A 23,333-nucleotide genomic window follows, 5' to 3' on the forward strand; every position below is an offset into this window, starting at 1 on the left:
TTGCAGTATTAGGAGACCTCGTCAAATGCAACGCCGCCACTTCCTCGCCCGCGCGGGCCTCGCCGCCGCCACCGCGGCCCTCGGTCTTGCCGCCATGCCTGCCCAGGCCCAGGCCGACAAGTTCCCGCAGCGCCCGATCCGGCTGGTGATCGGCTACACCGCCGGCGGCTCCACGGATATCCCGTTCCGCGTGCTGGCCGACAACGCCTCGAAGATCCTGGGCCAGCCCGTGATCGTCGAGAACAAGCCCGGTGCCGGCGGCGTGCTGCCGGCGCAGCTGATGCAGAGCACCGCGCCCGACGGCTATACGCTGGCGCAGGTGGCCATGCCGGTCTACCGCCTGCCGTACACCACCAAGATCAACTGGGATCCGGTCAAGGACCTGAGCTACATCATCAACCTTGCCGGCTATTCGTTCGGCCTGGTGGTGCCGGCCGATTCGCCGATCAAGACCATGCAGGAGTACATCGCCTACGCCAAGGCCAACCCGGGCAAGCTGACCTACGGCACGCCCGGCTCGATGACCACGCTGCACCTGACCATGGAAGAACTGGCGATGAAGCAGGGCGTGCAGTTCTCGCACATCCCCTTCAAGGGCAATTCGGAATCGATGCAGGCGCTGCTGGGCGGCCACGTGATGTCGGTGGCCGACACGCCGGCGTGGGCGCCGTACGTGGAGCAGGGCAAGCTGCGCCTGCTGTCGACCTGGGGCGAGAAGCGCTCGGCGCGCTTCCCCAACGTGCCGACGCTGAAGGAACTGGGCATCGGCATCGTGCAGACCTCGCCGTTCGGCCTGGTCGCGCCCAAGGGCACTGACCCGAAGATCGTGCAGAAGCTGCATGACGCCTTCAAGAAGGCCATGGAAATGCCCAACTACCGCGAGTCGCTGGCCAAGTTCGACATGGAGCCGTTCTACATGAGCACCCAGCAGTACGCGCAGTTTGCCGCCGACACCGTCAAGAAGGAAAAGGCGATCATCGAGAAGCTGGGGCTGGCCAAGCCGCAGTAAGCGCCCAGTAAGCGCGCAGTAAGCGCGCAGCCATCCGGCACCCTGCACGCACTCAGGCCGCCACGCCTGCCGGTCTTGCCCCGGCGGGCGCGGCGGCCTGATGCATTGCGGGGGCCAGAACAATCAAGAGGAGACCACGTCAATGGCCAAAGAGGAATTCCGCCACACCGTCCCGCTGCGCGTGCGCTGGTCCGAAGTCGATCCGCAATCGATCGTCTTCAACGCGCACTACCTGACGTACTGCGATATCTGCGTGACCGAGTACTGGCGCGCGCTGGGCATCCGCTATCCGGAAGACGTGCTGCACGCGCACGGCGTCGATATCTTCGTGGTCAAGTCCACGCTGGAGTACCACGCGTCGGCGCGCTTTGACGATGAACTGGAGATCCGCGGCCGCATGGCGCGGCTGGGCCGGTCCAGCATGCTGTTCAGGGTGGAGATGTATCGGGGCGACGAGCACCTGATCACCGGCGAGATCGTCTATGTGTGCGCCGATCCGGCGACGCAGAAATCGGCGCCGATCCCGGGGGTGGTGCGGGAGGTGATCGAGGGGTATGAGGTGGTGAAGCCGGCGGGTTGATGCCGTGCTGACGGGTCTTCAAATCCCGCTTGCTTGCTCCCCTCTCCCGCTTGCGGGAGAGGGGTTGGGGGTGAGGGCAGGCGGGTGCCTTGCGGCAAACGGTGCAAGGATGCGACGCGCTGGCCCTCACCCTAACCCTCTCCCGCAAGCGGGAGAGGGGACCGGCCCTCAGTCAATGAAAAGGCCGTCGCCAATGCGAAGGGCGATCGCCTTACTTGGCCAGCCCCGCATCCTCCATATAAGCCCGAATCACCTCGTCAAAGCTCGCATCGCTCTCGAACCCCAGCGCCCGCGCGCGCTCCGCGTTCCACGCCGCCGGCCACGTGCCGACGATCTTCTCGACTCGCTCCTCGCGTTCCCACGTCACCAGGTCCGCCACCGCATCGCCGGCGACGCGGCGCAGCGCATCGACCATGCCCGCCGCCGTGACCGACAGCCCGGGCAGGTTCACCACGCGGCGGTTGCCCAGCCGTTCGCCGGCCAGTTCGATGCCGTTGACCAGCGCCGCCACCGCCGCGCGCGGCGACAGCAGCCATAGCGGCGTTTGCGGTGCCACCGGGCAGTTGGCAGCAACACCAGACAGCGGCTCGCGGATGATGCCGCTGGCGAACGACGAGGCCGCCGCGTTGGGCTTGCCGGGGCGCACGCTGATGGTGGGCAGGCGCAGCACGCGGCCGTCGACGAAGCCGCGGCGGCTGTAGTCCGACAGCAGCAGTTCGCCGATGGCCTTCTGCACGCCGTACGACGATTGCGGGTTCAGCGCGGTGTCGTCCTGCACCACCGGCGGCAGCTCGCCGCCGTAGACCGCGACCGAGCTGGTGAACAGCACGCGCGGCTTGTGGCCCAGTTCGCGGCAGGTTTCCAGCAGCGCGCGCGACGCGTCCAGGTTGACGCGCATGCCGAGGTCGAAATCGGCCTCGGCCTGGCCGCTGACCACGGCGGCGAGGTGGAACACCGCGCCGGTATCGGTGTCGATGGCCTGGCGCAGCACCGCCGGATCGGACAGGTCGCCGGTGACCACGCGCACGCGCGCGTCGTCGAGGCCTTGCGGCGCGACCACGTCGAGCAGCGTCAGGCGCTCGAAGGCAACGGCCTTGCCGTCCAGGTTCAGGGTGCCGCGTTGCAGCAGCAGGCGCGCGAGCTGCAGGCCGAGGAAGCCGGCGCCGCCGGTAATCAGTACGTTCATGGCAAGAGATCTCTGATGGTGTGTGGGATCAGCGGCCGAGGTAAGGCTTGAGCCAGCCCAGGCCCGCCGACGTGCCGGCGCGCGGCCGATATTCGCAGCCGATCCAGCCGGCGTAGCCGAGCGCGTCGATGACGTCGAACAGGTACGGGTAGTGCAGCTCGCCCAGGTCCGGCTCATGGCGCTCGGGCACGCCGGCGATCTGGATATGGCCGATGCCGGCGATGTCGCGCCTGAGCTTCATCGCGACATCGCCCTCGACGATCTGGCAGTGGTAGCAGTCGAACTGCACCTTCAGGTTGGGCGCGCCGGCTTCCTTGCAGATCGCCTGGCCTTCGTCCTGCCGGTTCAGGAAATAGCCCGGCATGTCGCGCGTATTGATCGGCTCGATCAGCACGGTCACGCCTTGCGCGGCCGCCGCGCTGGCGGCGAAGGCGAGGTTCTCGAGGTAGGTGGCGCGGCAGCGCGCGGGGTCGGCATCGGCGGGGACCAGCCCGGCCATCACATGGATGCGGTCATTGCCGATCACGCCGGCGTATTCGAGCGCGCGGCCGATGGTGCCGCGGAATTCCGCCTCGCGCCCCGGCAGCGCGGCCAGGCCGCGCTCGCCAGCGGCCCAGTCGCCCGGCGGGGCATTGAACAGCGCCTGCGCGAGGCCGTTCGCGTCGAGGCGCGCGCGCAGCTCGGCGGCGGGGTGCTCGTACGGGAACAGGTACTCGACCGCCTGGAAGCCGTCGGCCGCGGCAGCGGCAAAGCGGTCCAGGAAGGCGTGCTCTTGGTACATCATCGACAGGTTGGCGGCAAAGCGCGACATGGGAAACTCCGGAAGCGAAAGCGGGTTCAGCGATTGACCAGTTTAGCGGGCGTCAGCCACACCAGCGCGGCGCCGACCACCAGGATCGCCGACAGCACGTACATCGGCAGCTGCGTGCTATGGGTCAGGTCCTTGAGCGCGCCCACCATGTACGGCGACACGAAGCCGGCCAGGTTGCCCACCGAGTTGACCACCGCGATGCCCGATGCGGCGGCGATGCCCGACAGGAACGAGGTGGGCAGCGACCAGAACAGCGGCGCGCAGGTCAGCACGCCGGCGGCGGCCAGCGACAGCGCGGCAATGGCCACGGTCGTGTTGTCGGTGAACGAGGCGGCGATGGCAAAGCCCGTCGCACCCATCAGCGCGGGGACGATCAGGTGCCAGCGGCGCTCGCGGCGCGCATCGGCGCTGTGGCCCAGGATGTTCATCACCACCACCGCGCACAGGAACGGAATCGCGGACAGCAGGCCGATGTTGAAGTTGCCGGTTACGCCGCTGGATTTCACCAGCGTCGGCATCCAGAACGTCAGCGCGTACTGGCCGGTGACGAAGCAGAAGTAGATCAGGCACATCCACCACACGCGGCTGTCTGCGAACACCGCGCCCAGCGAGTGGCCATGCCCGGTGCCGGCGGCGGCGCCGGCATTGCGCTGGTCTTCCTCGATATTGCGCTTGAGCACGCGCTTCTCGTCGGCGTCCAGCCACGGCGCCTTGTCGATGCCGTCGCGCAGCACGAAGATCGTCATCAGGCCGATCACGAACGCGGGCAGGGCCTCGAGCAGGAACATCCACTGCCAGCCGCGCATGCCGTGGGTGCCGTTGAACGCGTCCATGATCCAGCCCGACAGCGGGTTGCCGAACATGCCGGCGATGGGAATGCCCGACATGAACAGCGCGATCATCCTGGCGCGGCGGTTGGCCGGGAACCAGTAGGTCAGGTACAGGATCACGCCGGGATAGAAGCCCGCTTCGGCCAGCCCCAGCAGGAAGCGCATCACGTAGAACTGCGTCGGCGTCTTCACGAACAGGAACAGCGCCGAGATGATGCCCCACGTGATCATGATGCGCGCGATCCAGATGCGCGCGCCGATCTTGTGCATCAGCAGGTTGCTGGGCAGCTCGAACAGGAAATAGCCGATAAAGAACAGCCCGGCGCCCAGGCCGAACACGGTTTCGGAGAAGGCCAGGTCCTGCCCCATCTGCAGCTTGGCGAAGCCGACGTTGACGCGGTCCAGGTAGGCGACCACGTAGCACAGCATCAGGAACGGCATGATGCGCCAGAACACCTTGCTGTAGGCGCGTTTCTCGATCTGGGTGTCGGCGTCGAGCCGGGCGTTGCCGCCCAGGCTGTCGAAGGCGGGCACGCTGGCCGCCGGTTGGTTGGATGGCATCGGTGGTCTCCGGGTATGGTGGTGGGTCTGGTCTTGTGATCAACGGCCACGCGCAAATTCCGGGCGTGCGCGTTCCCCGCGCGGTGGCCGGGGCCGCCGCGCCAGGATCAGGCCGTGGTGGGTCAGGGAAGCAGCGGGGCTGGTGCTACCAGCGCGCCTGGAAGGCGTCGCGCAGTTCAGCCAGGGCGCTGTCGGGCAGCGCCGCGCGGGCGGCGAAGCCCGGCACGTCTTTCATCGTCATCCATAGCTTGGCGGTCTCCTCCAGTTCTTCCAGCGCGAACGCGGCGCGCGATACGCTGGATTCCCACACCACCGGTCCCAGGCGCTCCAGCAGCACGCCGCGCACCTGCGCGGCCAGCGTGGCCACGCGCGCGGCCACGGCGGGGTCGCCCGGGCGATGGTAGGGAATCAGCGGGACATGGCCGACCTTCATCACGTAGTACGGTGTGAGCGGCGGCAGTACGTCGTCCGGTTGCCAGACGCCGGCCAGCGTCAGGGCCACGAGGTGCGTCGAGTGCGTGTGCACCACGGCGTGCGCCCCGGGGTTGTTGTCATAGACGGCGCGATGCAGCGTCAGCGTCTTGGACGGCTTGTCGCCCGAGACCCAGCTGCCGTCGCTGGCCACCTTGGCCACCGCGGCGGGATCGAGCATGCCCAGGCACGCATCGGTCGGCGTGATCAGCCAGCCGTCGTCGAGGCGCGCGCTGATATTGCCGGCCGAGCCGACGGTATAGCCGCGCTGGTACAGGCTGGCGCCGATGCGGCAGATCTCTTCGCGCAGCTTGCTTTCGCTTTGCATCAGTGGCCTCCCAGCTGGCGCAGCGCCTGGTCGAAAAAGTCCGGGCCGCCGAAGTTGCCCGACTTGAGCGCCAGCGCCAGCGGCGTGGCCTCAAGCGTCACGGTGGCCGGCACGCCCGGCGCGATCTGCGCGCCGATGCGCAAGGCGCGCACGCCCAGCGCCTGCACCACCGCTCCGGAAGTTTCACCGCCCGCCACCACGAAGCGGCGCGTGCCGCGGGCCTGCAGCCCCGCGGCGACCGCGGCCAGGCATTGCTCGACCAGGTGGCCGGCGCGCGCCACGCCCAGTTCGGCCTGCACCGCCTTGACCTCGTCGGGGCTGGAGGTGGCGTAGACCAGCACGGGCTGGTCATGCGCGGCGGCAAAGGCGAGTGCGGCGTCGGCGACGGCCTCGCCGCGCGCCAGCGCGAGCGGATCGATGCGCAGCGCGGGGCGGCCTTGCTCCAGCCAGCGTGCCACCTGGCCGTTGGTCGCGCGCGAGGCGCTGCCGGCCAGCACCACGCCGGGGCCGTCGATGGCCGGCACCGCGTCGGCGTCGGTGCGCTGCGGCAGCAGGCCGGCGCGGCGGAAATTACCGGGCAGGCCCAGCGCGATGCCGGAGCCGCCGGTGACCAGCGGCAGGCCGGCGCAGGCCTCGCCCAGCGTGAGCAGGTCCGCGTCGCAGACCGCATCGGCAATCGCCATGCGCACGCCGTCGCCGCGCAGCGCGGCGATGCGCGCCGCCGTGGCCTGCGCGCCGCGCGCCACCGCGTCGTAGCGCAGCAGCCCGACCTGATGCCGGCTCTGGCGCTGCAGCACGCGCACCAGGTTGGCATCGGTCATCGGCGTCAGCGGATGGTGCTCCATGCCGGATTCATTCAGCAGCGCATCGCCGACGAACAGATGGCCGCGGAAAATGGTGCGGCCGTTCTCGGGGAAGGCCGGGCAGGCGATGGTGAAGTCGCTGTCCAGCGCCGCCAGCAGGGCCTCGGCCACCGGGCCGATATTGCCGGCGTCGGTCGAATCGAAGGTGGAGCAGTATTTGAAGACGAACTGGCGGCAGCCCTGCGCGCGCAGCCACTGCAGCGCCGCCAGCGACTCGGCCACGGCTTCGGCGGCGGGAACGGTGCGCGATTTCAGCGCGACCACCAGCGCATCGGCGGCGCCAAGATCCGGCACCGTGCCCGCAGCGGGCACGCCGATGGTCTGCACGGTGCGCATGCCGTTGCGCACCAGCGTGTTGGCGAGGTCGGTGGCGCCGGTGAAGTCGTCGGCGATGCAGCCAAGGAGCGCGGTCATCGTCTGTGCCCCTTATTCGGCTTCGGTTGCAGCCTGGCCCGGCAGCTCGATGCCCGGGAAGATCTTGATCACCGCGGAATCGTCCTCGCCGCCGTGGCCGGCGGTCGACGCCATCATGAACATCTGGTGCGCGGCCGCCGACAGCGGCAGCGGGAATTTGCTGGTGCGCGCGGTGTCGAGCACCATGCCCAGGTCCTTGACGAAGATATCGACCGCCGACAGCGGCGTGTAGTCGCCCTTCAGGATATGCGGCACGCGGTTCTCGAACATCCACGAGTTGCCGGCGCTGTGGGTGATCACGTCATAGAGCGCGTCCGGGTCGACGCCTTCGCGCAGGCCCAGCGCCATGGCTTCGGCGGCGGCGGCGATATGCACGCCGGCCAGCAGCTGGTTGATGATCTTGACCTTGGAGCCGGCACCGTGCGCGGCGCCCAGGCGATACACCTTGCCGGCGATCGCGGCCAGCACGCCTTCGGCGAGCGCATAGGCTTCGGCGGGGCCGGAGGTCATCATGGTCATCTCGCCGCTGGCGGCACGCGCGGCGCCGCCCGAGACCGGCGCATCCAGCATCAGCAGGCCGTGTTCGGCCAGCCGCCGGCCCAGCGCCAGGGCGAACTCCGGCGGCACCGTGGCGCTGGCGATCACCAGCTTGCCCGGCTGCATCGCCGCCACGGCGCCGTCGGCGCCGAACAGCACGGCCTCGGTCTGCTGTGCATTGACCACCAGCGTCAGCACCACGTCGCAGCGGCTGCCCAGCTCGGCGGGCGAGGCGCACGGCACGCCGCCGGCATCGGCAAAGCGCTGCAGCACCTCGGGGCGCAGGTCGCAGGCGTGCACGTTGAAACCGGCCCGCAGCAGCGACTGCGCGACACCAAAGCCCATGGCACCAAGGCCGATGACGCCGATATTGCTGGACCCGATATTGCTGGACATAAGGACTCCCTGAAACAGATACGGATGATTCGATGCTGGCGGCGGCGCGTCAGTTGGCGGCGCCGTGCAGGGCGCCGCCGTCGCTGCCGCTGTCGCTGTCGTCGGCGCCCAGCTGGGCCAGCCGGTGCGCGGCGTTGTACATGTGGTTCTGCGCGGCATTGCGCGCGGCCAGCGGGTCGCCGGCGCGAATCGCGGCGACGATGGCCTGGTGTTCCTCGCGCACCTGGCGCGAAAAATCCGCGCGGCGCGCTTCGTTGGTGCGGGTCACGCGCGTGGCGGCTTCCAGGTACTGGCTCAGGAACGCGAGCGTCTTGAGGAAATAGGGGTTGCCGGTGGCCTCGGCGATGGCGCGGTGGAAGCCCACGTCCTCGGCGACGCCGTCGCCGCCCTGCGCCACCACGTCGTCCAGGCGGGCCAGCGCGGCGTCGATGGCGGCCATCGAGGCATCGGTGCGGCGGCGGGCCGCCTGCGCGGCCACCTCGGCCTCGATCGCGCGGCGCAGCTCGACGATCTGCAGCACCGATTCCAGCGTGCCGGTGTCGGTGTAGTCGATGCGCAGCGGCCGGATGCCGGCCTGCAGCGTCACGAACACGCCGCTGCCCTGGCGCGACTCGACCACGCCTTCGTATTTCAGCCGCGAGATGGCCTCGCGCACCACGGTGCGGCTGACGCCGAATTCCTCGGACAGCACCGCCTCGGTGGGCAGCTTGTCGCCGCGGGCGAAGGCACCGCTCTGGATCTTGTCCAGCAACTGTTCGGCAACGTTGTCGGTCAGGGCGCGGGCAGGGACTTTCTGGAACACGGCGGCTTTCCCGGTTATTCGGTAATCAGGTCATCATACAAATTTGCTGTATGGCTGCCGACCCCAGGTAAACCCTGATATGGTGCAAGTCGCTGGGTGCCGTGCGGACAACGCTCCACATTGGTGCGGCTGCGCAGCGCCCGTGGCTGGCGTATCATTGGCGCCCGCCTGATTTCCACTTGCAGCTTTCACCGCCATGCCTGCCACTGTCCTGATCTGCCCCTGGTCCGAAGCGCGCGAGCGCGCACGCGCCATCCGCTATACCGTCTTTGTCGAAGAGCAGGGCGTGCCGGTGGAGCTGGAATGGGACGAATGGGACGAGCCCAGCTGGCATGCGCTGGCGCTGGCCGAGGACGGCACGCCGCTGGCCACCGGGCGGCTGCTGCCCGACGGCCATATCGGCCGCATGGCCGTGCTGAAGCCGGCGCGCGGCAGCGGCGTCGGCGCGCTGGTGCTCGAGGCGCTGATGCGCAAGGCGGAACAGCTAGGTTATCCGGAACTGGTGCTCAACGCGCAGACACACGCGGCGCCGTTCTATGCGCGCGTGGGCTTTGCGCAGGTGGGACCGGAATTCGAAGAGGCGGGCATCCCGCACGTGGAGATGCGCAAGCGCCTGGCCTGAGGGGCAGTGACCGTCAGCGCGGCGCCTGCACGATGCCGGTGTCGCGCGACAGGTTCAGCGTGCCGTGGAAGGCCACCTCGCCAATGCGGCCGTCGGCGTCGAAGCTGCGTTCGTTAAGGTCGAAGCGCCCGTCGTGGCGCACGCGCAGCACCGTGCTGGCGCGCGTGCCGTACATCGGCGAGCGGATAAAGGCCGACGACAGCAGCTTTTCCCAGTCCGGCGCCACGCCGGTGGCGGGCAGCTCGAAATCCGCGGCCTGGCGTTGGTCGGCCAGCATCTGCAGGTAGGGCTCGGCGCTGGCATGGGCGTGGCCGCTGTCGGCGGCCAGCACTTCGGCGAGCGCGCCGACGCGGCTGCGCACCTTGGGCCAGGGCGTATCGAGCAGCGCGTTGGACAGCCCGTACAGGCCGGGGCGCAGCCGTTGCGGCTGGCGCGACGCCGAGCGGTTGCTGTACCACCACAGCTCGCGCAGGTCGCTCGCCAGCAGGTTGAAGCCGTTGTAGGCGCCGTCTTCGCCGGCGAGGCCGCCGAGGTAGTCGAACGGTGCGGCGTGGCCGCGCAGGAAGCCGGAAACCAGCTCGCCGCGCGAGCGCGCGTCGGTGCGTTTCTCGGACGGGGCGCGGTAGTTGGTCAGCGCGGCGAAGCGGCCGTCGGCATTGACGCCCATCCACGTGCCCGGTTCGCCGATCACCTCGGCCAGGTCGCGGCCGGCCAGCACCTGCGGCGCATCCTGCCACCAGTGCGCGGCCGCCGCGGGGCGGGCATAGAATTCATCGCGGTTGCCGGCCACGACCAGGGCATAGTCCGGGTGGGATTGCCAGGCAACCAGAATCAGACACATCGCTTTGCTTCCTTTGCCGCGAGGCTACCGGACGACCACAGCAGGACGTCCACGAGGCGCCTACAGCACGTCCAGGTCGATAAAGTGTTCGGCGCGCCGCTCGCCGTCGACCCACTGGTCCAGCCCGCTCTGGCGCCACAGCCCTTCCAGCGTGGCATCGAACGCGGGCGGCACGTCGGCGTAGCACTCCATCCAGGTCTGCACGCCGGCGCGGGTTTCCGGCCTGCGCATCAGCGTACCACCAATTCCGGTGGCTTCGGCGACGGTCTCCATCCAGCGGTGCCAGTGCGGCAGCGCCTCGGCGGCGACGGCTTCCGGAACACGGAAATAGACGTAGAGGTGATCGCTCATGGCGGGTCCTGTTGCATCCTGTCGCAATCAGCCGGCGGCCTGGGCGGCCTCGCCGAATGGCACCGCGTAGGGCAGCGTGGCGGTGGCCAGCGCCGCCCCGTCGGCACTGCCCAGGCGCAGCGCGCTGCCGGCGGCGTCGATCTTCAGTTCCGCCAGCCCGGCCCAGCCGCCACCCGGCGCCGGCGCGGCGTTGACGATCATGCCGCAGGGCTGGCCCGGATCCTCTGGACGATAGATCTCGGCCGCGGGTGCCGGCACCTCGCCTTCGCCCTGCACCAGCCACATGCGCCGCTTGAGCGTGCCGCGGTACTGGCTGCGCGCCACCACTTCCTGGCCCGGATAGCAGCCCTTGCGGAAGTTGACGCCGCCGACCAGCTCGAAATTGATCATCTGCGGCACGAACTGCTCCTGCGTGGCAGCGACGATGCGGGGCAGGCCCGACTGCACTTCGAGCCAGTCCCACAACGCCGGCGCGGCGCCTTGCAGCGTGGCGGACAGCGCCGCGCGCACTGCGTCGGCGCGCCCGGTCGGCAGCACAATCTGCCAGCGCGGCTGGCCGGCACCGTCCGGCAGGCGGATCACGCTGATGCCGTCGGCGCTATCCACGGCAAAAGGCGCTTGCGGCGCCGGCAGCCCGGCCGCGGCCAGCGCCTGGGCGGCGCCAGCGCCGGCAACGCCGACGATGGCGTGGGTGGGCGTGATATCGGACAGCTTGGCCTTGGCGCGCAGCACGAACATCGACAGCCGCTTCTGCACCGCGGGCTGGATCTCGGCCGACAGCTGCAGCACGATGCCGTCGGCGTCGCGCCACATCAGGAAGGTGGCCAGCAGCCGGCCCTTGGGCGAGCAGTAGCCGGCCAGGCGCGCCGCGCCCGGCGCCAGGTCTTCGACCGCGTTGGTCAGCTGGGTATGCAGGAAGCTGGCGGCATCGTCGCCCGCCACCCGAACGAGGCCGAGCCCGGCCGGGGTGCAAACCACGCCGCCGGCGTGCAGCGCGTCAAGGTTTGCGGCGAGTTCCTGGGCTTGGGGATTCAAGGCTGGCATTGCGTGGCAATCGTCGAGGGCAAATCGGGAGGAAAGGGATACTGGCCGCACCGATGGCGCGCGCTGCGGGCCGCGCCTGGGGCGGCGCCGGCGCCACGGCTCGCGGTCGGGGCCAGGCTGCCGGTTATTATATGGGGCTACGAGATTTTCGGCCGGCGCCGGTGGTCCGCGGCGGCATGCAAGGCCGCCGGCGTTACCGGCGGCTGGTCCCCATACTGATACATGAAACGTTTATTCCTCAGCCTCGGGCTTGCCGTGCTGGTGTTCGCGCTGGCGGCCGCGGGTGCGTTCGCGTGGTGGGCCAATCACCCGGTGTCGCTGGCCAAGTCGCCGGTGGAAGTGGTGATCAAGCCCAATTCCGGCGTGGCCAGCGTCGGCCGCCAGATCCAGCGGGGCGGCGTGGGCATGGACCCGCGGCTGTTCGTGCTGCTGGCGCGGCTGACCGGCCGTGGCGCCGACCTGAAGGCCGGCGGCTATGCCTTCGAAACCGGCGCCACGCCGCTGTCTATCCTTGGCAAGGTGGCTCGCGGCGAGGTCACGCACTATGTGGTCACGGTGATCGAGGGCTGGGAATTCCGCAAGATGCGCGCCGCGGTCAATGCCAGCCCGGCGCTGCGCCACGACACCCGCGGCATGTCCGACGCTGAGCTGATGCAAGCCATCGGCGCGGCCGAGACTTCGCCCGAAGGGCTGTTCTTTCCCGATACCTACCTGTTCGCGCGCGGCAGCAGCGATATCGAGCTGTACAGGCACGCCTACCGCGCCATGCAGCGCCGCCTGAACGAAGCCTGGAACGCGCGCTCGCCCGGCCTGCCGTACAAGACCCCGTACGAGGCGCTGGTGATGGCGTCGATCGTCGAGAAGGAAACCGGCCAGGCCGCCGAGCGCCCGATGATCGCCGCGGTGTTCATCAACCGGCTGAAGAAGAACATGCTGCTGCAGACCGACCCGACCGTGATCTACGGCCTGGGCGAGGCCTTCGACGGCGACCTGCGCAAGCGCGACCTGCAGGCCGACACCCCGTACAATACCTACACCCGCACCGGCCTGCCGCCCACGCCCATCGCGCTGCCGGGGCTGGCCTCGCTGGCGGCGGCGACCACGCCGGCGCCGTCCGACGCGCTGTACTTCGTCGCCCGCGGCGACGGCAGCAGCCATTTCTCCAACTCGCTACCCGAACACAACCGCGCGGTCGACAAGTACCAGCGCGGCAAATAGGCATTCCATGCGCGGAAAATTCATTACCTTCGAGGGCATCGACGGCGCCGGCAAGAGCACCCATATCGACTGGGTGGCCGACCGCCTGCGCGCGCGCGCCGACATCGCCGGTGTCGTCACCACGCGCGAGCCCGGCGGCACGTCGCTGGGCGAAGACCTGCGCCAGATCCTGCTGCACCGCAAGATGCACCTGGAAACCGAGGCGCTGCTGATGTTCGCGGCGCGGCGCGAGCATATCGCCGAAGTCATCGCGCCGGCGCTGGAGCGCGGCAAGTGGGTCATTTCCGACCGCTTTACCGATGCCACCTTCGCCTACCAGGGCGGCGGCAGGGGGCTGGCCACCGGCCGGCTGGAAGTGCTGGAAAGCTGGGTCCAAGGCGGCCTGCAGCCGGACCTGACGCTGTTGTTCGACGTGCCGCTGGAAACCGCCAGCGCGCGCCTGGCGAATGCGCGCACGCCCGACAAGTTCGAGGCCGAGTCACGCGCCTTCTTCCAGCGCACCCGCGACGAATACCTGCGCCGCGCGGCGCAGTCGCCGCAGCGCTTCCGCGTCATCGACGCCACGCGCAGCATTGCCGATATTCGCGACGAACTTGAGAAGATCCTCACAACTATTTGATTTCCCGGCGCTTTATCCGGTGTGACGGCAATCTTCAGCCAGCACTCGAAGTTGGACCGCTAACCTACTGATTTCCATGCTATATCCCTGGCAGAACGAAGACTGGCAACGGCTTGGCGCGCTGCGCGGGCGGCTGCCGCATGCCTTGCTGATCCACGGACAGCAGGGCATCGGCAAGCGCGACCTGGCGCTGCATTTCGCCCAGGGGCTGCTGTGCGAGGCGCCGCTGGCGGACGGCCAGCCCTGCGGCCAGTGCGCCGCCTGCCACTGGTTCAGCCAGGGCAACCACCCGGACTTCACCGTGGTGCGGCCCGAGGCCCTCGACGCCTCGGCCGAGGCGGAAACCGACGAAGGCGGCAAGAAGAAGGCGCCCAGCAAGATCATCCGCATGGAGCAGGTGCGCGCGCTGATCGAGGCCGTGGGCGTGGGCACGCACCGGGCCGGGCTGCGCGTGGTGGTGGTGTATCCGCTCGATGCGCTGCAGACCGAGGGCGCCAATGCCTTGCTGAAGACGCTGGAAGAACCGCCACCTTCCACCGTGTTCCTGCTGGTCACCGACCGGCTGGACCGCATCCTGCCCACCATCCTGTCGCGCTGCCGCCAGTTTTCGGCGCAGCGCCCGACGCCCGAGGCCGCGCTGGCGTGGCTGCGCGGGCAGGGCGTGGCCGATGCCGAGGCCCAGCTGGCGCTGGCCGGCGGCTCGCCGCTGACCGCGCTGCATGCCGCCGAGGCCGAGGAGCAGCCGCTGCAGCGCTGGCTGGTCGGCCAGCTCGGCGCCGCGGCCGCCTTCGACGCCGCCGCGGCGGCCGAGCAACTGCAGAAGCTGCCGGTGCCCGCCGTGCTTGGCATCCTGCAGCGCTGGACGTACGATCTGCTGGCGCTGCGCCTGGACGGCGGCGCCGCGCCGCGCTACTTCCCCAGGGAACGCGCCGCGCTGGCGCGCTGCGCCGGCGCCACCGATGCGCACGGCCTGCAGGCGTTTGCCGCGCGCCTGAATGCACACCGCCGCAGCGAGAACCATCCGCTGGCGGCCAGGCTGGTGATGGAAGCCGTATTTCTGGAGTACCGGCAGCTGTTCCGCTAGCGCGGCAGCGGCCGGACCCGAACCATAACAACAAGCAGCAACGTCATTGTCAGGGGGTCAACCATGAACACGGCAGTCGCCGGCCCTGCGCCGGCCGAGGCGGGGGGATTTGGCAACGGATCGGGCAACGCAGCGGGCAGCGGATCGGGCAGCGGATCGGGCAGCGGCGCCGCATCGCGCCCCAATGTGCTGTCGCTGTCGATCAAGGACCAGGCCGGGCTGTACGCGGCCTATATGCCGTTCCTGGCGCGCGGCGGCATCTTCGTGCCGTCGAACCGCCCGTTCCGGCTGGGCGAGCAGGTGTTCCTGGTCTTGTCGCTGCTGGACCGGCCGCAGAAGTACCAGATCGCCGGCCACGTGGCCTGGATTACCCCCGCGGGCACGCCGATGAAGACCCCCGGCATCGGCGTGCACCTGCCCGACGACGATAACGGACGCAACCTGCGCCGCGCGGTGGAGGAAATCCTGGGCAAGACGCTGGAGTCGGGGCGCCCCACCCAAACCTTATGAACGCTGTGAGAGATCGCTCGCAGCCTTTTGATTTTCAATGAATTTCTCGCTACGTATTGCCGAGCCCCGCGACCTGCCGGGCATCGTCGCCATCTACAACAGCACCGTGCCGTCGCGCATGGTCACGGCCGACACCGAGCCGGTCACCGTGGCCTCGCGCCAGGCCTGGTTCGACGCCCACCAGCCCGGGCGCCGTCCGCTGTGGGTGTGCGAGGACGCCGACGGCAGCATGGCCGGCTGGATGAGCTTTTCTGATTTTTACGGGCGTCCGGCCTATGGCGCCACCGCCGAGGTATCGATCTACCTGGACCAACGCAGCCGCGGCCAGGGGCTGGGGCGCTACCTGCTGCAGCAGGCCATCGAGCACGCGCCCCGGGTCGGCGTGAACACGCTGCTCGGCTTTATCTTCGGCCACAACGCGCCCAGCCTGGGCCTGTTCGCGGCGCTGGGCTTCACGCGCTGGGGCGACCTGCCGCGCGTCGCCGTGCTCGATGGCGTCGAGCGCGACCTGATCATCGTCGGCCGCCGCGTCGACCCCGCTTGAGCGCAACCCGAGCCGCACCAGAGATTCCCATGTTTGTCGATTCCCACTGCCATATCGATTTCCCCGAACTGGCCGCGCGCCTGCCGGAGCTGCTGGACAATATGCGCGCCAACCAGGTCACGCATGCGCTGTGCATCTCGGTCACGCTGGAAGACTTCCCGCGCGTGCTGGCGCTGGCCGAGCAGCATCCCAACCTGTACGCGTCGGTCGGCGTTCATCCTGACTACGAAGAGGGCGAAGACCCGACGCTGGAGCGGCTGGTGGCGCTGTCCGCGCACCCGCGCGTGGTCGGCACCGGCGAGACCGGGCTGGACTACTACCGGCTCAACGGCCGCAGCATCGCCGACATGGAGTGGCAGCGCGAACGCTTCCGCACCCATATCCGCTCCGCGCGCCAGACCGGCAAGCCGCTGATCATCCATACCCGCTCGTCCGCCGATGACACGCTGCGCCTGATGCGCGAGGAAAACGCCGGCGAAGCCGGCGGCGTGATGCACTGCTTCACCGAAACCTGGGACGTCGCCCGCCAGGCGCTGGACCAGGGCTTCCATATCTCGTTTTCCGGCATCGTCACCTTCAAGAGCGCGGCGGACCTGCAGGAAACCGCGCGCAAGGTGCCGCTGGAGCGCATGCTGATCGAGACCGATTCGCCCTACCTGGCGCCGGTGCCGTACCGCGGCAAGACCAACGAGCCGGCCTGGGTGCGCCATGTGGGCGAGTTCATCGCGCAGTTGCGCGGCGTGCCGGTGGAACAGGTCGCGGAACAGACGACGGAAAATTTCTTCAACCTATTCAAGCACATTGACAGGAAATCTCATGTTTGACATGAAGTTTGTCCGCCGTGCCGCCGGCGCTGTCGCGCTGGCCGCCGCCGCCCTCGCGCAGGCCGCCCCGGCCGACGACATGCGCAAGGCGGTGGAATTCGACGACGCCAATACCGTCAAGAAGCTGCTGGCCAGGGGCGTCGACCCCAACGTGGTCGACAGCCGCGGCAACCCGGCGCTGGTGCTGGCGCTGCGCGAGAAATCGCTGAAGGCAGCCACGGTGCTGATCCGCGCAAAGGACATCGATTTCGACAAGGCCAACCCGGCCGGCGAAACCCCGCTGATGATGGCCGCGCTGCAGGGCCAGCTCGACATGGTCAAGCTGATGGTCGACGACATGGAGGCCGAGATCAACAAGACCGGCTGGACTCCGCTGCACTATGCCGCCACCAACGGCCACAACGACGTGGTCAAGTACCTGGTCGACCATGCCGCGTATATCGACGCCGAAAGCCCCAACGGCACCACGCCGCTGATGATGGCCGCGCGCGGCGGCCATATCGAGACCGTCAAGCTGCTGCTCGACGAAGGCGCCGACATGCGCCTGAAGAACCAGCAGGGCATGACCGCGATCGACTTTGCCGAGCGCTACAACCAGGCCGAGATCGCCAGCGGGCTCAAGTCGCGCTGGCAGAAGCTGTATCCGCAGGCCCCGATCGTGCCGGCGCCGCCGCTGAAGCCGCCCGTCGCCGAGCCCGGCGGCCAGCGCCCCGCGGCGCCGCAGGGCAAGGGCTGGTAAGCCGGCCCGGCGCCGATGGCGATTGGCTCGCGCCTGCGCCAGTGGGCGCGCGCGCTCAAGGGCAGCCTGCTGACGCTGTGGTTCTGCAGCCGCCATCCCGCCACGCCGTGGGCGGCGCGGCTGCTGGGCGCGCTGGTGGTGGCCTACGCCTTCAGTCCGATCGACCTGATCCCGGATTTCGTTCCGGTGCTGGGCTATCTCGATGACGTGCTGCTGGTGCCGGCGGGCATCTGGCTGACGCTGCGGATGATTCCCGCCGCGGTGAAGGACGAATGCCGCGGCCGCGCCGAGGCCTGGCAGGCTGCCCATGCGCAGCGGCCGCGCCATCGCGCGGCCGCCGTGGTCATCGTGCTGGTGTGGGTGGTGCTGGCCTGGCTGGCGTGGCGCTGGCTGGCGCCGTACTGGGCCAGGCGCTAGGCGTCGTCGGCCAGCCGCACGCCGGTGAACTGCCAGCGCTGGTGCGGATAGAAAAAGTTGCGGTAGGTCGCGCGGATATGCGATTCGGGGGTGACGCACGACCCGCCGCGCAGCACCATCTGGCCGCTCATGAACTTGCCGTTGTACTCGCCCACCGCGCCCGCGTTGGGGCGGAAGCCCGGATAGGGCAGGAAGGCACTGGCGGTCCATTCCCACACGTCGCCGAACATCTGGCGCAGCACGCCGGCGGTGCTCTGCCGGTCCGGCAGCGGCCGCAGCGCGCGCCCTTCGACAAAATTCCCGGTGGCGGGCAGGCGGCTGGCCGCATGCTCCCATTCCGCCTCGGTCGGCAGCCGGCGCTCGGCCCAGCGCGCGAACGCGTCGGCCTCGTAGAAGCTGACGTGGGTCACCGGGCTGTCCGGGTCCACCGGATGCATGCCGCGCAGCGTCATCTGCCACCAGGTGCCGTCGCGCTCTTCCCAGTAGAGCGGCGCCTGGATGCCTTGCTCGCCCACCCAGCGCCAGCCGTCGGACAGCCACAGCCCGGTGCTCTGGTAGCCGCCGTCCTCGATGAACTCGAACCATTGGCGGTTGGTTACCGGGTGCGAGCACAGCGTGAACGGCGCCAGGTAGACCTTGTGGCGCGGCCCTTCGCAGTCAAAGGCAAAGGCGTCGCCGCGGTGGCCGATCTCGACCAGCCCGCCGTCGAAGCCGATCCAGTCCGGCGCCGGGCGCGGGTCGGCAATCACGGGGGTGTTCAGTTCCGGGGCGAAGGCGGGGCGCAGCGGGTTCTGCGCGAACAGGTGCAGCACGTCGGTCAGCAGCAGTTCCTGGTGCTGCTGTTCATGCTGCAGGCCGAGCGTGATCAGCGCGGCCTCGTCATCGGTCTGCGCGCTGCCCAGCAGCGCCAGCATGGCTTCGTCGACGGCCTCGCGGTAGGCCAGCACTTCGTCCAGCGACGGGCGCGTCAGCAGCCCGCGCTGCGGCCGCGGATGGCGTGCGCCGACGGCTTCATAGTAGGAGTTGAAGAGGTAGCGGTAGGCCGGGTCCACCGGCTCGTAGTCCGGCAGGCGCGCGGCCAGCACGAATTCCTCGAAGAACCACGTGGTGTGCGCCAGGTGCCATTTTGCCGGGCTGGCGTCGTCCATCGACTGCACGGTGGCATCGGCATCGGACAGGTCGGCCACCAGGGTCTCGGTGGCGGCGCGTACATGCCGGTACTGCGAAAGCAGGGCGGGTTCGTGCGACGGATGGAGGGCGGCTCCTGGCAACAGGGCTGAAGTCATGCGGGCTCCCGGGTTGGATCGGTCGATGACTGCAGGCGGTGCGCCGCCACGGGCAAGCGCCCGCGCCGCGCGCCGCCCATGGCACGCGGGGCGCCGTAGCGCCCCGAACCATCATAGACCCGATCCGGCGCCGGGGCGAGCCGGCGCCGTCCTACAGCGCCGGCCCGGCGCCGACGCTTCAGGCCGCCAGGCGGCTGGCGTCGTTCAGCGCCGCGATCTCGGTGCGGGCGCTGGCCAGCGCGGCTTCGCGGAACTGCGGGCCCATCGCCACGCCGTGGGCGCGCACGTAGGTGATGTCGGTGATGCCCAGGAAGCGGAACACCACGTCGACGGTCTTTTCGTGCAGGTCCAGCTCATTGGCGTCCTGGCGCACCCCGCCGCGCGACGACACCACGATCACGCGCTTGCCGCCGGCCAGGCCCACCGGGCCGTTCTCGGTGTACTTGAAGGTGCGGCCGGCCTGCGCGATGCGGTCGATCCAGGCCTTGAGCTGGCTGGGGATGCTGAAGTTGTACTGCGGCACGCCCACCACCAGCACGTCGGCGGCCAGGAATTCGGCCAGCCACTGCTCGGTGCGCTGCAGCTCGGCTTGCTGCACGGCGTTGAGGCCGTCCTTGGGGCCGCCCAGCACCGGCAGCAGGTTGCCGGACAGGTGCGCCGGCGCATCCTGGTCCAGGTCGCGCACGGTCACGGTGGCGGCGGGGTTGGCGGCGACCAGGTCGGCCACCACGCTGGCGGTCAGGCTGCGCGAAACGGAGTTGTCGCCGAGGACGCTGGAATCGATCTGCAGGATGTTCATGTCTTTCTCCACAAGGGTGTGCGGTTGCGATGGAGGAAAGATAGCGGCTGGCCATTGGTATCGGTAGTGAGGCAAAATGCAAATGATTGTTCTACCGATGCAACGCCCTGCCGGACGGCATCCCCATTGGGTTGCGCGCCGTCCGGGTGCCTCCGGAGCCATCCATGCAAGACCTCAACGATTTGTCGCTGTTTGCCCAAGTGGTCGAGCACGGCAGTTTTTCCGCGGCCAGCCGTGCCACCGGCGTGCCCAAGTCGCGCCTGAGCCGGCGCATCGCCCAGCTCGAGCGCGACCTGGGCGTGCAGCTGCTGCGCCGGACCACGCGCCAGGTGCGCGTGACCCCGCTGGGCGAATCGTTCTACGAACGCTGCCGCGCCATGCTCAACGAGGCCGAGGCGGCGCGCGAGGTCATCGAGCAGGCCCGCGAGCAGCCCGGCGGCACGCTGCGGGTAAGCTGCCCGATCGCCATCGCCCAGATCCTGCTGGCGCCGGCGATCGGCCATTTCATGCGCGCCAATCCGGCGGTGCGCATCGAGCTGGAAACCACCAACCGGCGCGTCGACGTGATCGGCGAGGGCTTCGACCTGGCGCTGCGCGTGCGCGAGGTGATGGAAGACTCCAGCCTGGCGGTGCGCACCTTCGGCGAAAGCGAGCTGATGCTGGTGGCGAGCCCCTCGCTGCTCGACAGCATCGGCCGGCCGCGCACGCCGCAGGCGCTGGACGGCATGCCGGGCGTGGGCCAGCAGCCGCACGACGGCAAGCACGCCTGGACCTTGCGCTGCAAGACCGGCGATTCGATCCAGATCGCCTACGACCCGCGCCTGGTCACCGACGAATTTGCCCTGCTGCGCGAGGCCGCCATCGCCGGGGTCGGCGTGGCCATGCTGCCGCGCATGTTCTGCCGCGACGCGCTGGAGAACGGCGAGCTGGAGCTGGCGCTGCCGCAGTACGACATGCCGGTCGGCACGCTGCACGCGGTATTTCCGTCGCGCAAGGGCGTGACCCCGGCGACCCGGCGCTTCCTGGACTTCCTGGGCGAGGTGCTGCCCGAATGCGCGCACAAGGCCGGCATGCAGGAGCCGCGGCCGCCGTCGATGCACCGCGTGGTGTAGCGCTTGCCGGGCCGCACCGGCGCCGCCGTGCGCGCGCATTTGCGGCTTTACGTTCACGCCGCCTCGCACTAAGGTACAGGGGCGAACCGTGCGCGTGAGGGCAAAGGCGCATGGTTCGATAATCTTTCACAGACAACGGCAAGGAGAATGGCCATGGGTGGCTCTCAGGGTTCCCAGGACTTGGGCAAGGCGCTGCTGCGCATCGTGCTTGGCGTGTTGATCCTGATGCATGGCATCGCCAAGGTGACGGGGGCATCCGGCATCGGTTTCGTGTCGAAGGTGGTCGCCGACGCCGGCTTGCCGGCCTGGGTGGCCTACGGGGTCTATCTTGGAGAGATCGTCGCGCCGATCCTGCTGATCATCGGGCTGTGGAGCCGGCTGGCGGCGCTGGTGGTTGCCATCAACATGCTGTTCGCGCTGGGGCTGGTGCATACCAAGGAGCTCGGCATGCTGTCCAATACCGGCGGCTGGGCCCTGGAGCTGCAGGGCATGTACCTGGGCGCGGCGCTGGCGGTGGCGCTGCTGGGGGCGGGCCGGCTCAGCGTGGGCGGCATCAACGGCAAGCTCAACTAGCGCCCACGGCGGCGCGGTAGCGCGCGCCGCCATCCCTTCCTGGAGATGTATCGTGAATGCGTTCCGGCAACTCTTCCCGGCGATCCGGGGGACGATCCCCGCTGCGGTCGCGGCGCTGCTGCTGGCGGGCTGCGCCAGCGTGCCCGACATCAAGACCGACTACAACCCGGCCACCGACTTCAGTGCCTACCGCACCTTCGGCTTTGTCGAGCGTCCCGGCACCGACCGCGCCGGCTATGAAAGCCTGACCACCCAGTACTTCAAGAGCGCGGTCCAGCGCGAACTGGGCGCGCGCGGCTACCGCTACGCGGCGCAGTCGCCGGACCTGCTGGTCAACTTCAATGCGAAGCTGCAGGAAAAGGTGGAAGTCAGCCCGGCACCCGCGCCGATGATGGGCTACTACGGCTATCGCGGCGGGCTGTATGCGCCGTGGCCGGGCTACGGCTTCTATAACGACGTCTACCGCTACACCGAGGGCACCGTGAATATCGACCTGGTCGACCGGCGCCAGATGAAGCTGGTGTGGGAAGGCGTGGCGGTCGGCAGTGTCGACACCGGCGACAAGGCCAGCGCCCAGCAGCGCATCGACAAGACCGTGGCGCAGATCTTCGCCAAGTATCCGTTCCGGGCCGGGCAGTAGCGCCGGCGGCGGCGCTCAGGTTGGAGCACTGGCTGCCGCCCGCTCGATCGCGTCCGCGACGAAGGCCTCGGCCGGCCTGGGCGCCGACCACAGGTAGCCCTGGCCGAGCGGACAGCGCAAGGCCAGCAGCGCGGCGCGCTGGGCGTCGGTCTCGATGCCCTCGGCCACGCATTCCAGCCCCAGTTCGCGCGCCAGCCCGATCATGTTGCGGCAGATCGTCGCGCGCTGGCCTTGCCCGTCGACCGCGGCGACGAAGGACCGGTCCACTTTCAGCTGCGTGAACGGCAGGTCCGCCAGCAGCTTGAGCGTGGCGATGCCGACGCCGAAATCGTCGATCGCCACCCCGTAGCCGAGCAGCCGCAGCCGGTTCATCGCGACCGACAGCGCCAGCGTATCGGGCACCGGGTAGCCCTCGGTCAGCTCCACCGTAAGCGCGTGCCGCGGCACGCCGCTGGCGGCCACCAGCGCATCGAATGCTTCCAGCACGCCCGGCCGGCACAGCGTTTGCGCTGACGCGTTGAGGCCGATCGCAAACTCGACCCCGGCGGCGCGCAGGCGCTGCTGCGCCGCCACGCACTGGCGCGCGACCAGGAAGAACACCGGGTCGGCCGCATCCAGCGCCTCGAGCTGCGGGATGAAATAATCGGGCGGCACCAGGCCATGTTCGGGATGGCGCCAGCGCACCAGCGCTTCGGCCCCGGCCAGGCGGCCGCTGGCGATGTCGTGCTGGGGCTGCAGCATGACCAGCAGGTCGGTGCCGGCCCGGGTCGCGGCCAGCAATTCCTCGGTATCGGGCAGCCAGGCGGCTACGCCGGCCTCGGCATCCTGGCGCACCAGCGCATCGGCCAGGATCACTTCGAGCGCATCGTGCGACAACGGCTTGCGCAGCGCGTGCACGCGCCGGATGCCGGCGGCATGCGCCAGGCCGCGATTGGAGTCGAGGATGTCTTCGGCCAGCGCCGTGACCCAGACCCACACCGGCGGCGCGCCGGCGAACGCGCGCGGGCCGCGCCGGTGCAGCTCGGCGATCAGCTCGGGGCCGTTGCAGCCGGGCATTTCGATATCGCACAGCACTACGTCGAACGGCTCGCGCGCCAGCAGCTCGGCCGCCTGCGTGCCGTCCTGCGCGCAGGCCAGCGTCGGCACGCCGACATGGCGCAGCAGGCCCTCGGCGGCGGCGCGCTGGAACGGGTGGTCTTCAACGACGAGGATGCGCAGCCTGGCGTAACGGATTGGCATGGGAAGGGAAGGGCGGCGGAGCGCCGGTAGGCAATGCGGTCGGCAATGCGGTCGGCAATGCGGTCGGGTTTGCAGAATGGTAG

At 69.3% G+C, this 23,333-nt stretch carries 27 protein-coding genes; 14 read left to right on the forward strand and 13 right to left on the reverse strand.

Annotated features, from left to right (window positions below; translation table 11 throughout):
- Positions 1 to 25 precede the first annotated feature (25 nt).
- Together CBM2594_RS08280 and CBM2594_RS08285 are read left to right on the forward strand one after the other, a co-directional pair.
- Complete coding sequence (locus tag CBM2594_RS08280) at positions 26 to 1,009, forward strand: tripartite tricarboxylate transporter substrate binding protein (RefSeq protein WP_116356410.1); 984 nt, start codon at positions 26 to 28, stop codon at positions 1,007 to 1,009.
- Positions 1,010 to 1,151: 142 nt separating this feature from the next.
- Positions 1,152 to 1,589, forward strand: coding sequence for a YbgC/FadM family acyl-CoA thioesterase (locus CBM2594_RS08285; protein ID WP_116356411.1), 438 nt, complete (start codon positions 1,152 to 1,154; stop codon positions 1,587 to 1,589).
- Between the two features lie 211 nt (positions 1,590 to 1,800).
- Here CBM2594_RS08285 and denD read toward each other — a convergent pair whose 3' ends face one another.
- The 7 genes from denD to CBM2594_RS08320 form a co-directional block, all read right to left on the reverse strand.
- Positions 1,801 to 2,775: a D-erythronate dehydrogenase gene (gene denD / locus CBM2594_RS08290; protein ID WP_116356412.1), complete on the reverse strand. Its 975-nt coding sequence runs from the start codon at positions 2,773 to 2,775 to the stop codon at positions 1,801 to 1,803.
- A 28-nt stretch (positions 2,776 to 2,803) separates the two neighbouring features.
- A complete protein-coding gene (otnI, locus tag CBM2594_RS08295; RefSeq protein WP_116356413.1) occupies positions 2,804 to 3,586 on the reverse strand; it encodes a 2-oxo-tetronate isomerase in 783 nt (260 codons plus the stop codon).
- A gap of 26 nt (positions 3,587 to 3,612) precedes the next feature.
- On the reverse strand, positions 3,613 to 4,977 hold the full coding sequence (locus CBM2594_RS08300; RefSeq protein WP_116356414.1) for an MFS transporter: 1,365 nt from the start codon (positions 4,975 to 4,977) through the stop codon (positions 3,613 to 3,615).
- 145 nt (positions 4,978 to 5,122) lie between these two features.
- Entirely contained in the window at positions 5,123 to 5,776 is a 654-nt protein-coding gene (gene otnC / locus CBM2594_RS08305) for a 3-oxo-tetronate 4-phosphate decarboxylase (protein WP_116356415.1), read from the reverse strand.
- Complete coding sequence (gene otnK / locus CBM2594_RS08310) at positions 5,776 to 7,053, reverse strand: 3-oxo-tetronate kinase (protein ID WP_116356416.1); 1,278 nt, start codon at positions 7,051 to 7,053, stop codon at positions 5,776 to 5,778. Before otnK ends, otnC begins: the two co-directional genes overlap by 1 nt.
- 12 nt (positions 7,054 to 7,065) lie before the next feature.
- The gene (ltnD, locus tag CBM2594_RS08315; RefSeq protein WP_116356417.1) at positions 7,066 to 7,986 is read right to left on the reverse strand and encodes an L-threonate dehydrogenase; all 921 of its coding nucleotides are present in this window, start codon (positions 7,984 to 7,986) and stop codon (positions 7,066 to 7,068) included.
- 49 nt (positions 7,987 to 8,035) lie between these two features.
- Positions 8,036 to 8,788, reverse strand: a complete 753-nt coding sequence (locus tag CBM2594_RS08320; RefSeq protein WP_116356418.1) for a FadR/GntR family transcriptional regulator — start codon at positions 8,786 to 8,788, stop codon at positions 8,036 to 8,038.
- A 196-nt stretch (positions 8,789 to 8,984) separates the two neighbouring features.
- Here CBM2594_RS08320 and CBM2594_RS08325 point away from each other — a divergent pair, with 196 nt between their 5' ends.
- Positions 8,985 to 9,410, forward strand: coding sequence for a GNAT family N-acetyltransferase (locus tag CBM2594_RS08325; protein WP_116356419.1), 426 nt, complete (start codon positions 8,985 to 8,987; stop codon positions 9,408 to 9,410).
- 13 nt (positions 9,411 to 9,423) lie between these two features.
- Here CBM2594_RS08325 and CBM2594_RS08330 read toward each other — a convergent pair whose 3' ends face one another.
- The 3 genes from CBM2594_RS08330 to ygfZ are packed head-to-tail and all read right to left on the reverse strand — an operon-like array spanning position 9,424 to position 11,646.
- Positions 9,424 to 10,251 (reverse strand): NRDE family protein, encoded by an 828-nt coding sequence (locus tag CBM2594_RS08330; protein ID WP_116356420.1) that lies wholly within the window; start codon positions 10,249 to 10,251, stop codon positions 9,424 to 9,426.
- A 60-nt stretch (positions 10,252 to 10,311) separates the two neighbouring features.
- The gene (locus CBM2594_RS08335; RefSeq protein WP_042885246.1) at positions 10,312 to 10,602 is read right to left on the reverse strand and encodes a DUF4936 family protein; all 291 of its coding nucleotides are present in this window, start codon (positions 10,600 to 10,602) and stop codon (positions 10,312 to 10,314) included.
- Between the two features lie 27 nt (positions 10,603 to 10,629).
- The gene (ygfZ, locus tag CBM2594_RS08340) at positions 10,630 to 11,646 is read right to left on the reverse strand and encodes a CAF17-like 4Fe-4S cluster assembly/insertion protein YgfZ (RefSeq protein ID WP_116356421.1); all 1,017 of its coding nucleotides are present in this window, start codon (positions 11,644 to 11,646) and stop codon (positions 10,630 to 10,632) included.
- Between the two features lie 222 nt (positions 11,647 to 11,868).
- On the opposite strand from ygfZ, the gene mltG reads away from it, so the two are divergent.
- The 8 genes from mltG (at position 11,869) to CBM2594_RS08380 (ending at position 17,601) form a co-directional block, all read left to right on the forward strand.
- Positions 11,869 to 12,864: an endolytic transglycosylase MltG gene (gene mltG / locus CBM2594_RS08345; RefSeq protein ID WP_116356422.1), complete on the forward strand. Its 996-nt coding sequence runs from the start codon at positions 11,869 to 11,871 to the stop codon at positions 12,862 to 12,864.
- 7 nt (positions 12,865 to 12,871) lie between these two features.
- On the forward strand, positions 12,872 to 13,483 hold the full coding sequence (gene tmk, locus CBM2594_RS08350; protein ID WP_116356423.1) for a dTMP kinase: 612 nt from the start codon (positions 12,872 to 12,874) through the stop codon (positions 13,481 to 13,483).
- Between the two features lie 76 nt (positions 13,484 to 13,559).
- Positions 13,560 to 14,567 carry a DNA polymerase III subunit delta' gene (locus tag CBM2594_RS08355; protein WP_116356424.1) on the forward strand — a complete coding sequence of 336 codons (1,008 nt, stop codon included), beginning with the start codon at positions 13,560 to 13,562 and terminating at the stop codon, positions 14,565 to 14,567.
- Positions 14,568 to 14,630: 63 nt separating this feature from the next.
- Complete coding sequence (locus CBM2594_RS08360; protein ID WP_116356425.1) at positions 14,631 to 15,077, forward strand: PilZ domain-containing protein; 447 nt, start codon at positions 14,631 to 14,633, stop codon at positions 15,075 to 15,077.
- A gap of 37 nt (positions 15,078 to 15,114) precedes the next feature.
- Complete coding sequence (locus CBM2594_RS08365) at positions 15,115 to 15,621, forward strand: GNAT family N-acetyltransferase (protein ID WP_116356426.1); 507 nt, start codon at positions 15,115 to 15,117, stop codon at positions 15,619 to 15,621.
- A 29-nt stretch (positions 15,622 to 15,650) separates the two neighbouring features.
- Positions 15,651 to 16,445, forward strand: coding sequence for a TatD family hydrolase (locus CBM2594_RS08370; protein ID WP_116356427.1), 795 nt, complete (start codon positions 15,651 to 15,653; stop codon positions 16,443 to 16,445).
- Positions 16,438 to 17,184, forward strand: coding sequence for an ankyrin repeat domain-containing protein (locus CBM2594_RS08375; protein WP_116356428.1), 747 nt, complete (start codon positions 16,438 to 16,440; stop codon positions 17,182 to 17,184). The genes CBM2594_RS08370 and CBM2594_RS08375 overlap by 8 nt, the downstream gene beginning before the upstream one ends.
- Positions 17,185 to 17,199: 15 nt before the next feature.
- Entirely contained in the window at positions 17,200 to 17,601 is a 402-nt protein-coding gene (locus CBM2594_RS08380) for a YkvA family protein (protein ID WP_116356429.1), read from the forward strand.
- Here the strand turns inward: CBM2594_RS08380 and egtB are convergent.
- Positions 17,598 to 18,887, reverse strand: a complete 1,290-nt coding sequence (gene egtB, locus CBM2594_RS08385) for an ergothioneine biosynthesis protein EgtB (protein WP_116356430.1) — start codon at positions 18,885 to 18,887, stop codon at positions 17,598 to 17,600. The genes CBM2594_RS08380 and egtB overlap by 4 nt on opposite strands.
- 178 nt (positions 18,888 to 19,065) lie before the next feature.
- A complete protein-coding gene (locus CBM2594_RS08390) occupies positions 19,066 to 19,686 on the reverse strand; it encodes an FMN-dependent NADH-azoreductase (protein WP_116356431.1) in 621 nt (206 codons plus the stop codon).
- Between the two features lie 164 nt (positions 19,687 to 19,850).
- On the opposite strand from CBM2594_RS08390, the gene CBM2594_RS08395 reads away from it, so the two are divergent.
- The 3 genes from CBM2594_RS08395 to CBM2594_RS08405 all read left to right on the forward strand — a co-directional run bounded on the left by CBM2594_RS08395 (position 19,851) and on the right by CBM2594_RS08405 (position 22,011).
- Positions 19,851 to 20,798 (forward strand): LysR family transcriptional regulator, encoded by a 948-nt coding sequence (locus tag CBM2594_RS08395; RefSeq protein ID WP_116356432.1) that lies wholly within the window; start codon positions 19,851 to 19,853, stop codon positions 20,796 to 20,798.
- A gap of 153 nt (positions 20,799 to 20,951) precedes the next feature.
- Complete coding sequence (locus CBM2594_RS08400; protein WP_116356433.1) at positions 20,952 to 21,371, forward strand: DoxX family protein; 420 nt, start codon at positions 20,952 to 20,954, stop codon at positions 21,369 to 21,371.
- 52 nt (positions 21,372 to 21,423) lie between these two features.
- Positions 21,424 to 22,011, forward strand: coding sequence for a DUF4136 domain-containing protein (locus tag CBM2594_RS08405; RefSeq protein WP_373457571.1), 588 nt, complete (start codon positions 21,424 to 21,426; stop codon positions 22,009 to 22,011).
- A gap of 15 nt (positions 22,012 to 22,026) precedes the next feature.
- On the opposite strand, the gene CBM2594_RS08410 is transcribed toward CBM2594_RS08405, so the two are convergent.
- Positions 22,027 to 23,250: an EAL domain-containing response regulator gene (locus tag CBM2594_RS08410; protein WP_116356434.1), complete on the reverse strand. Its 1,224-nt coding sequence runs from the start codon at positions 23,248 to 23,250 to the stop codon at positions 22,027 to 22,029.
- Between the last annotated feature and the right edge of the window lie 83 nt (positions 23,251 to 23,333).

The organism is Cupriavidus taiwanensis (assembly GCF_900249755.1).
GTDB lineage: Bacteria > Pseudomonadota > Gammaproteobacteria > Burkholderiales > Burkholderiaceae > Cupriavidus > Cupriavidus taiwanensis_D.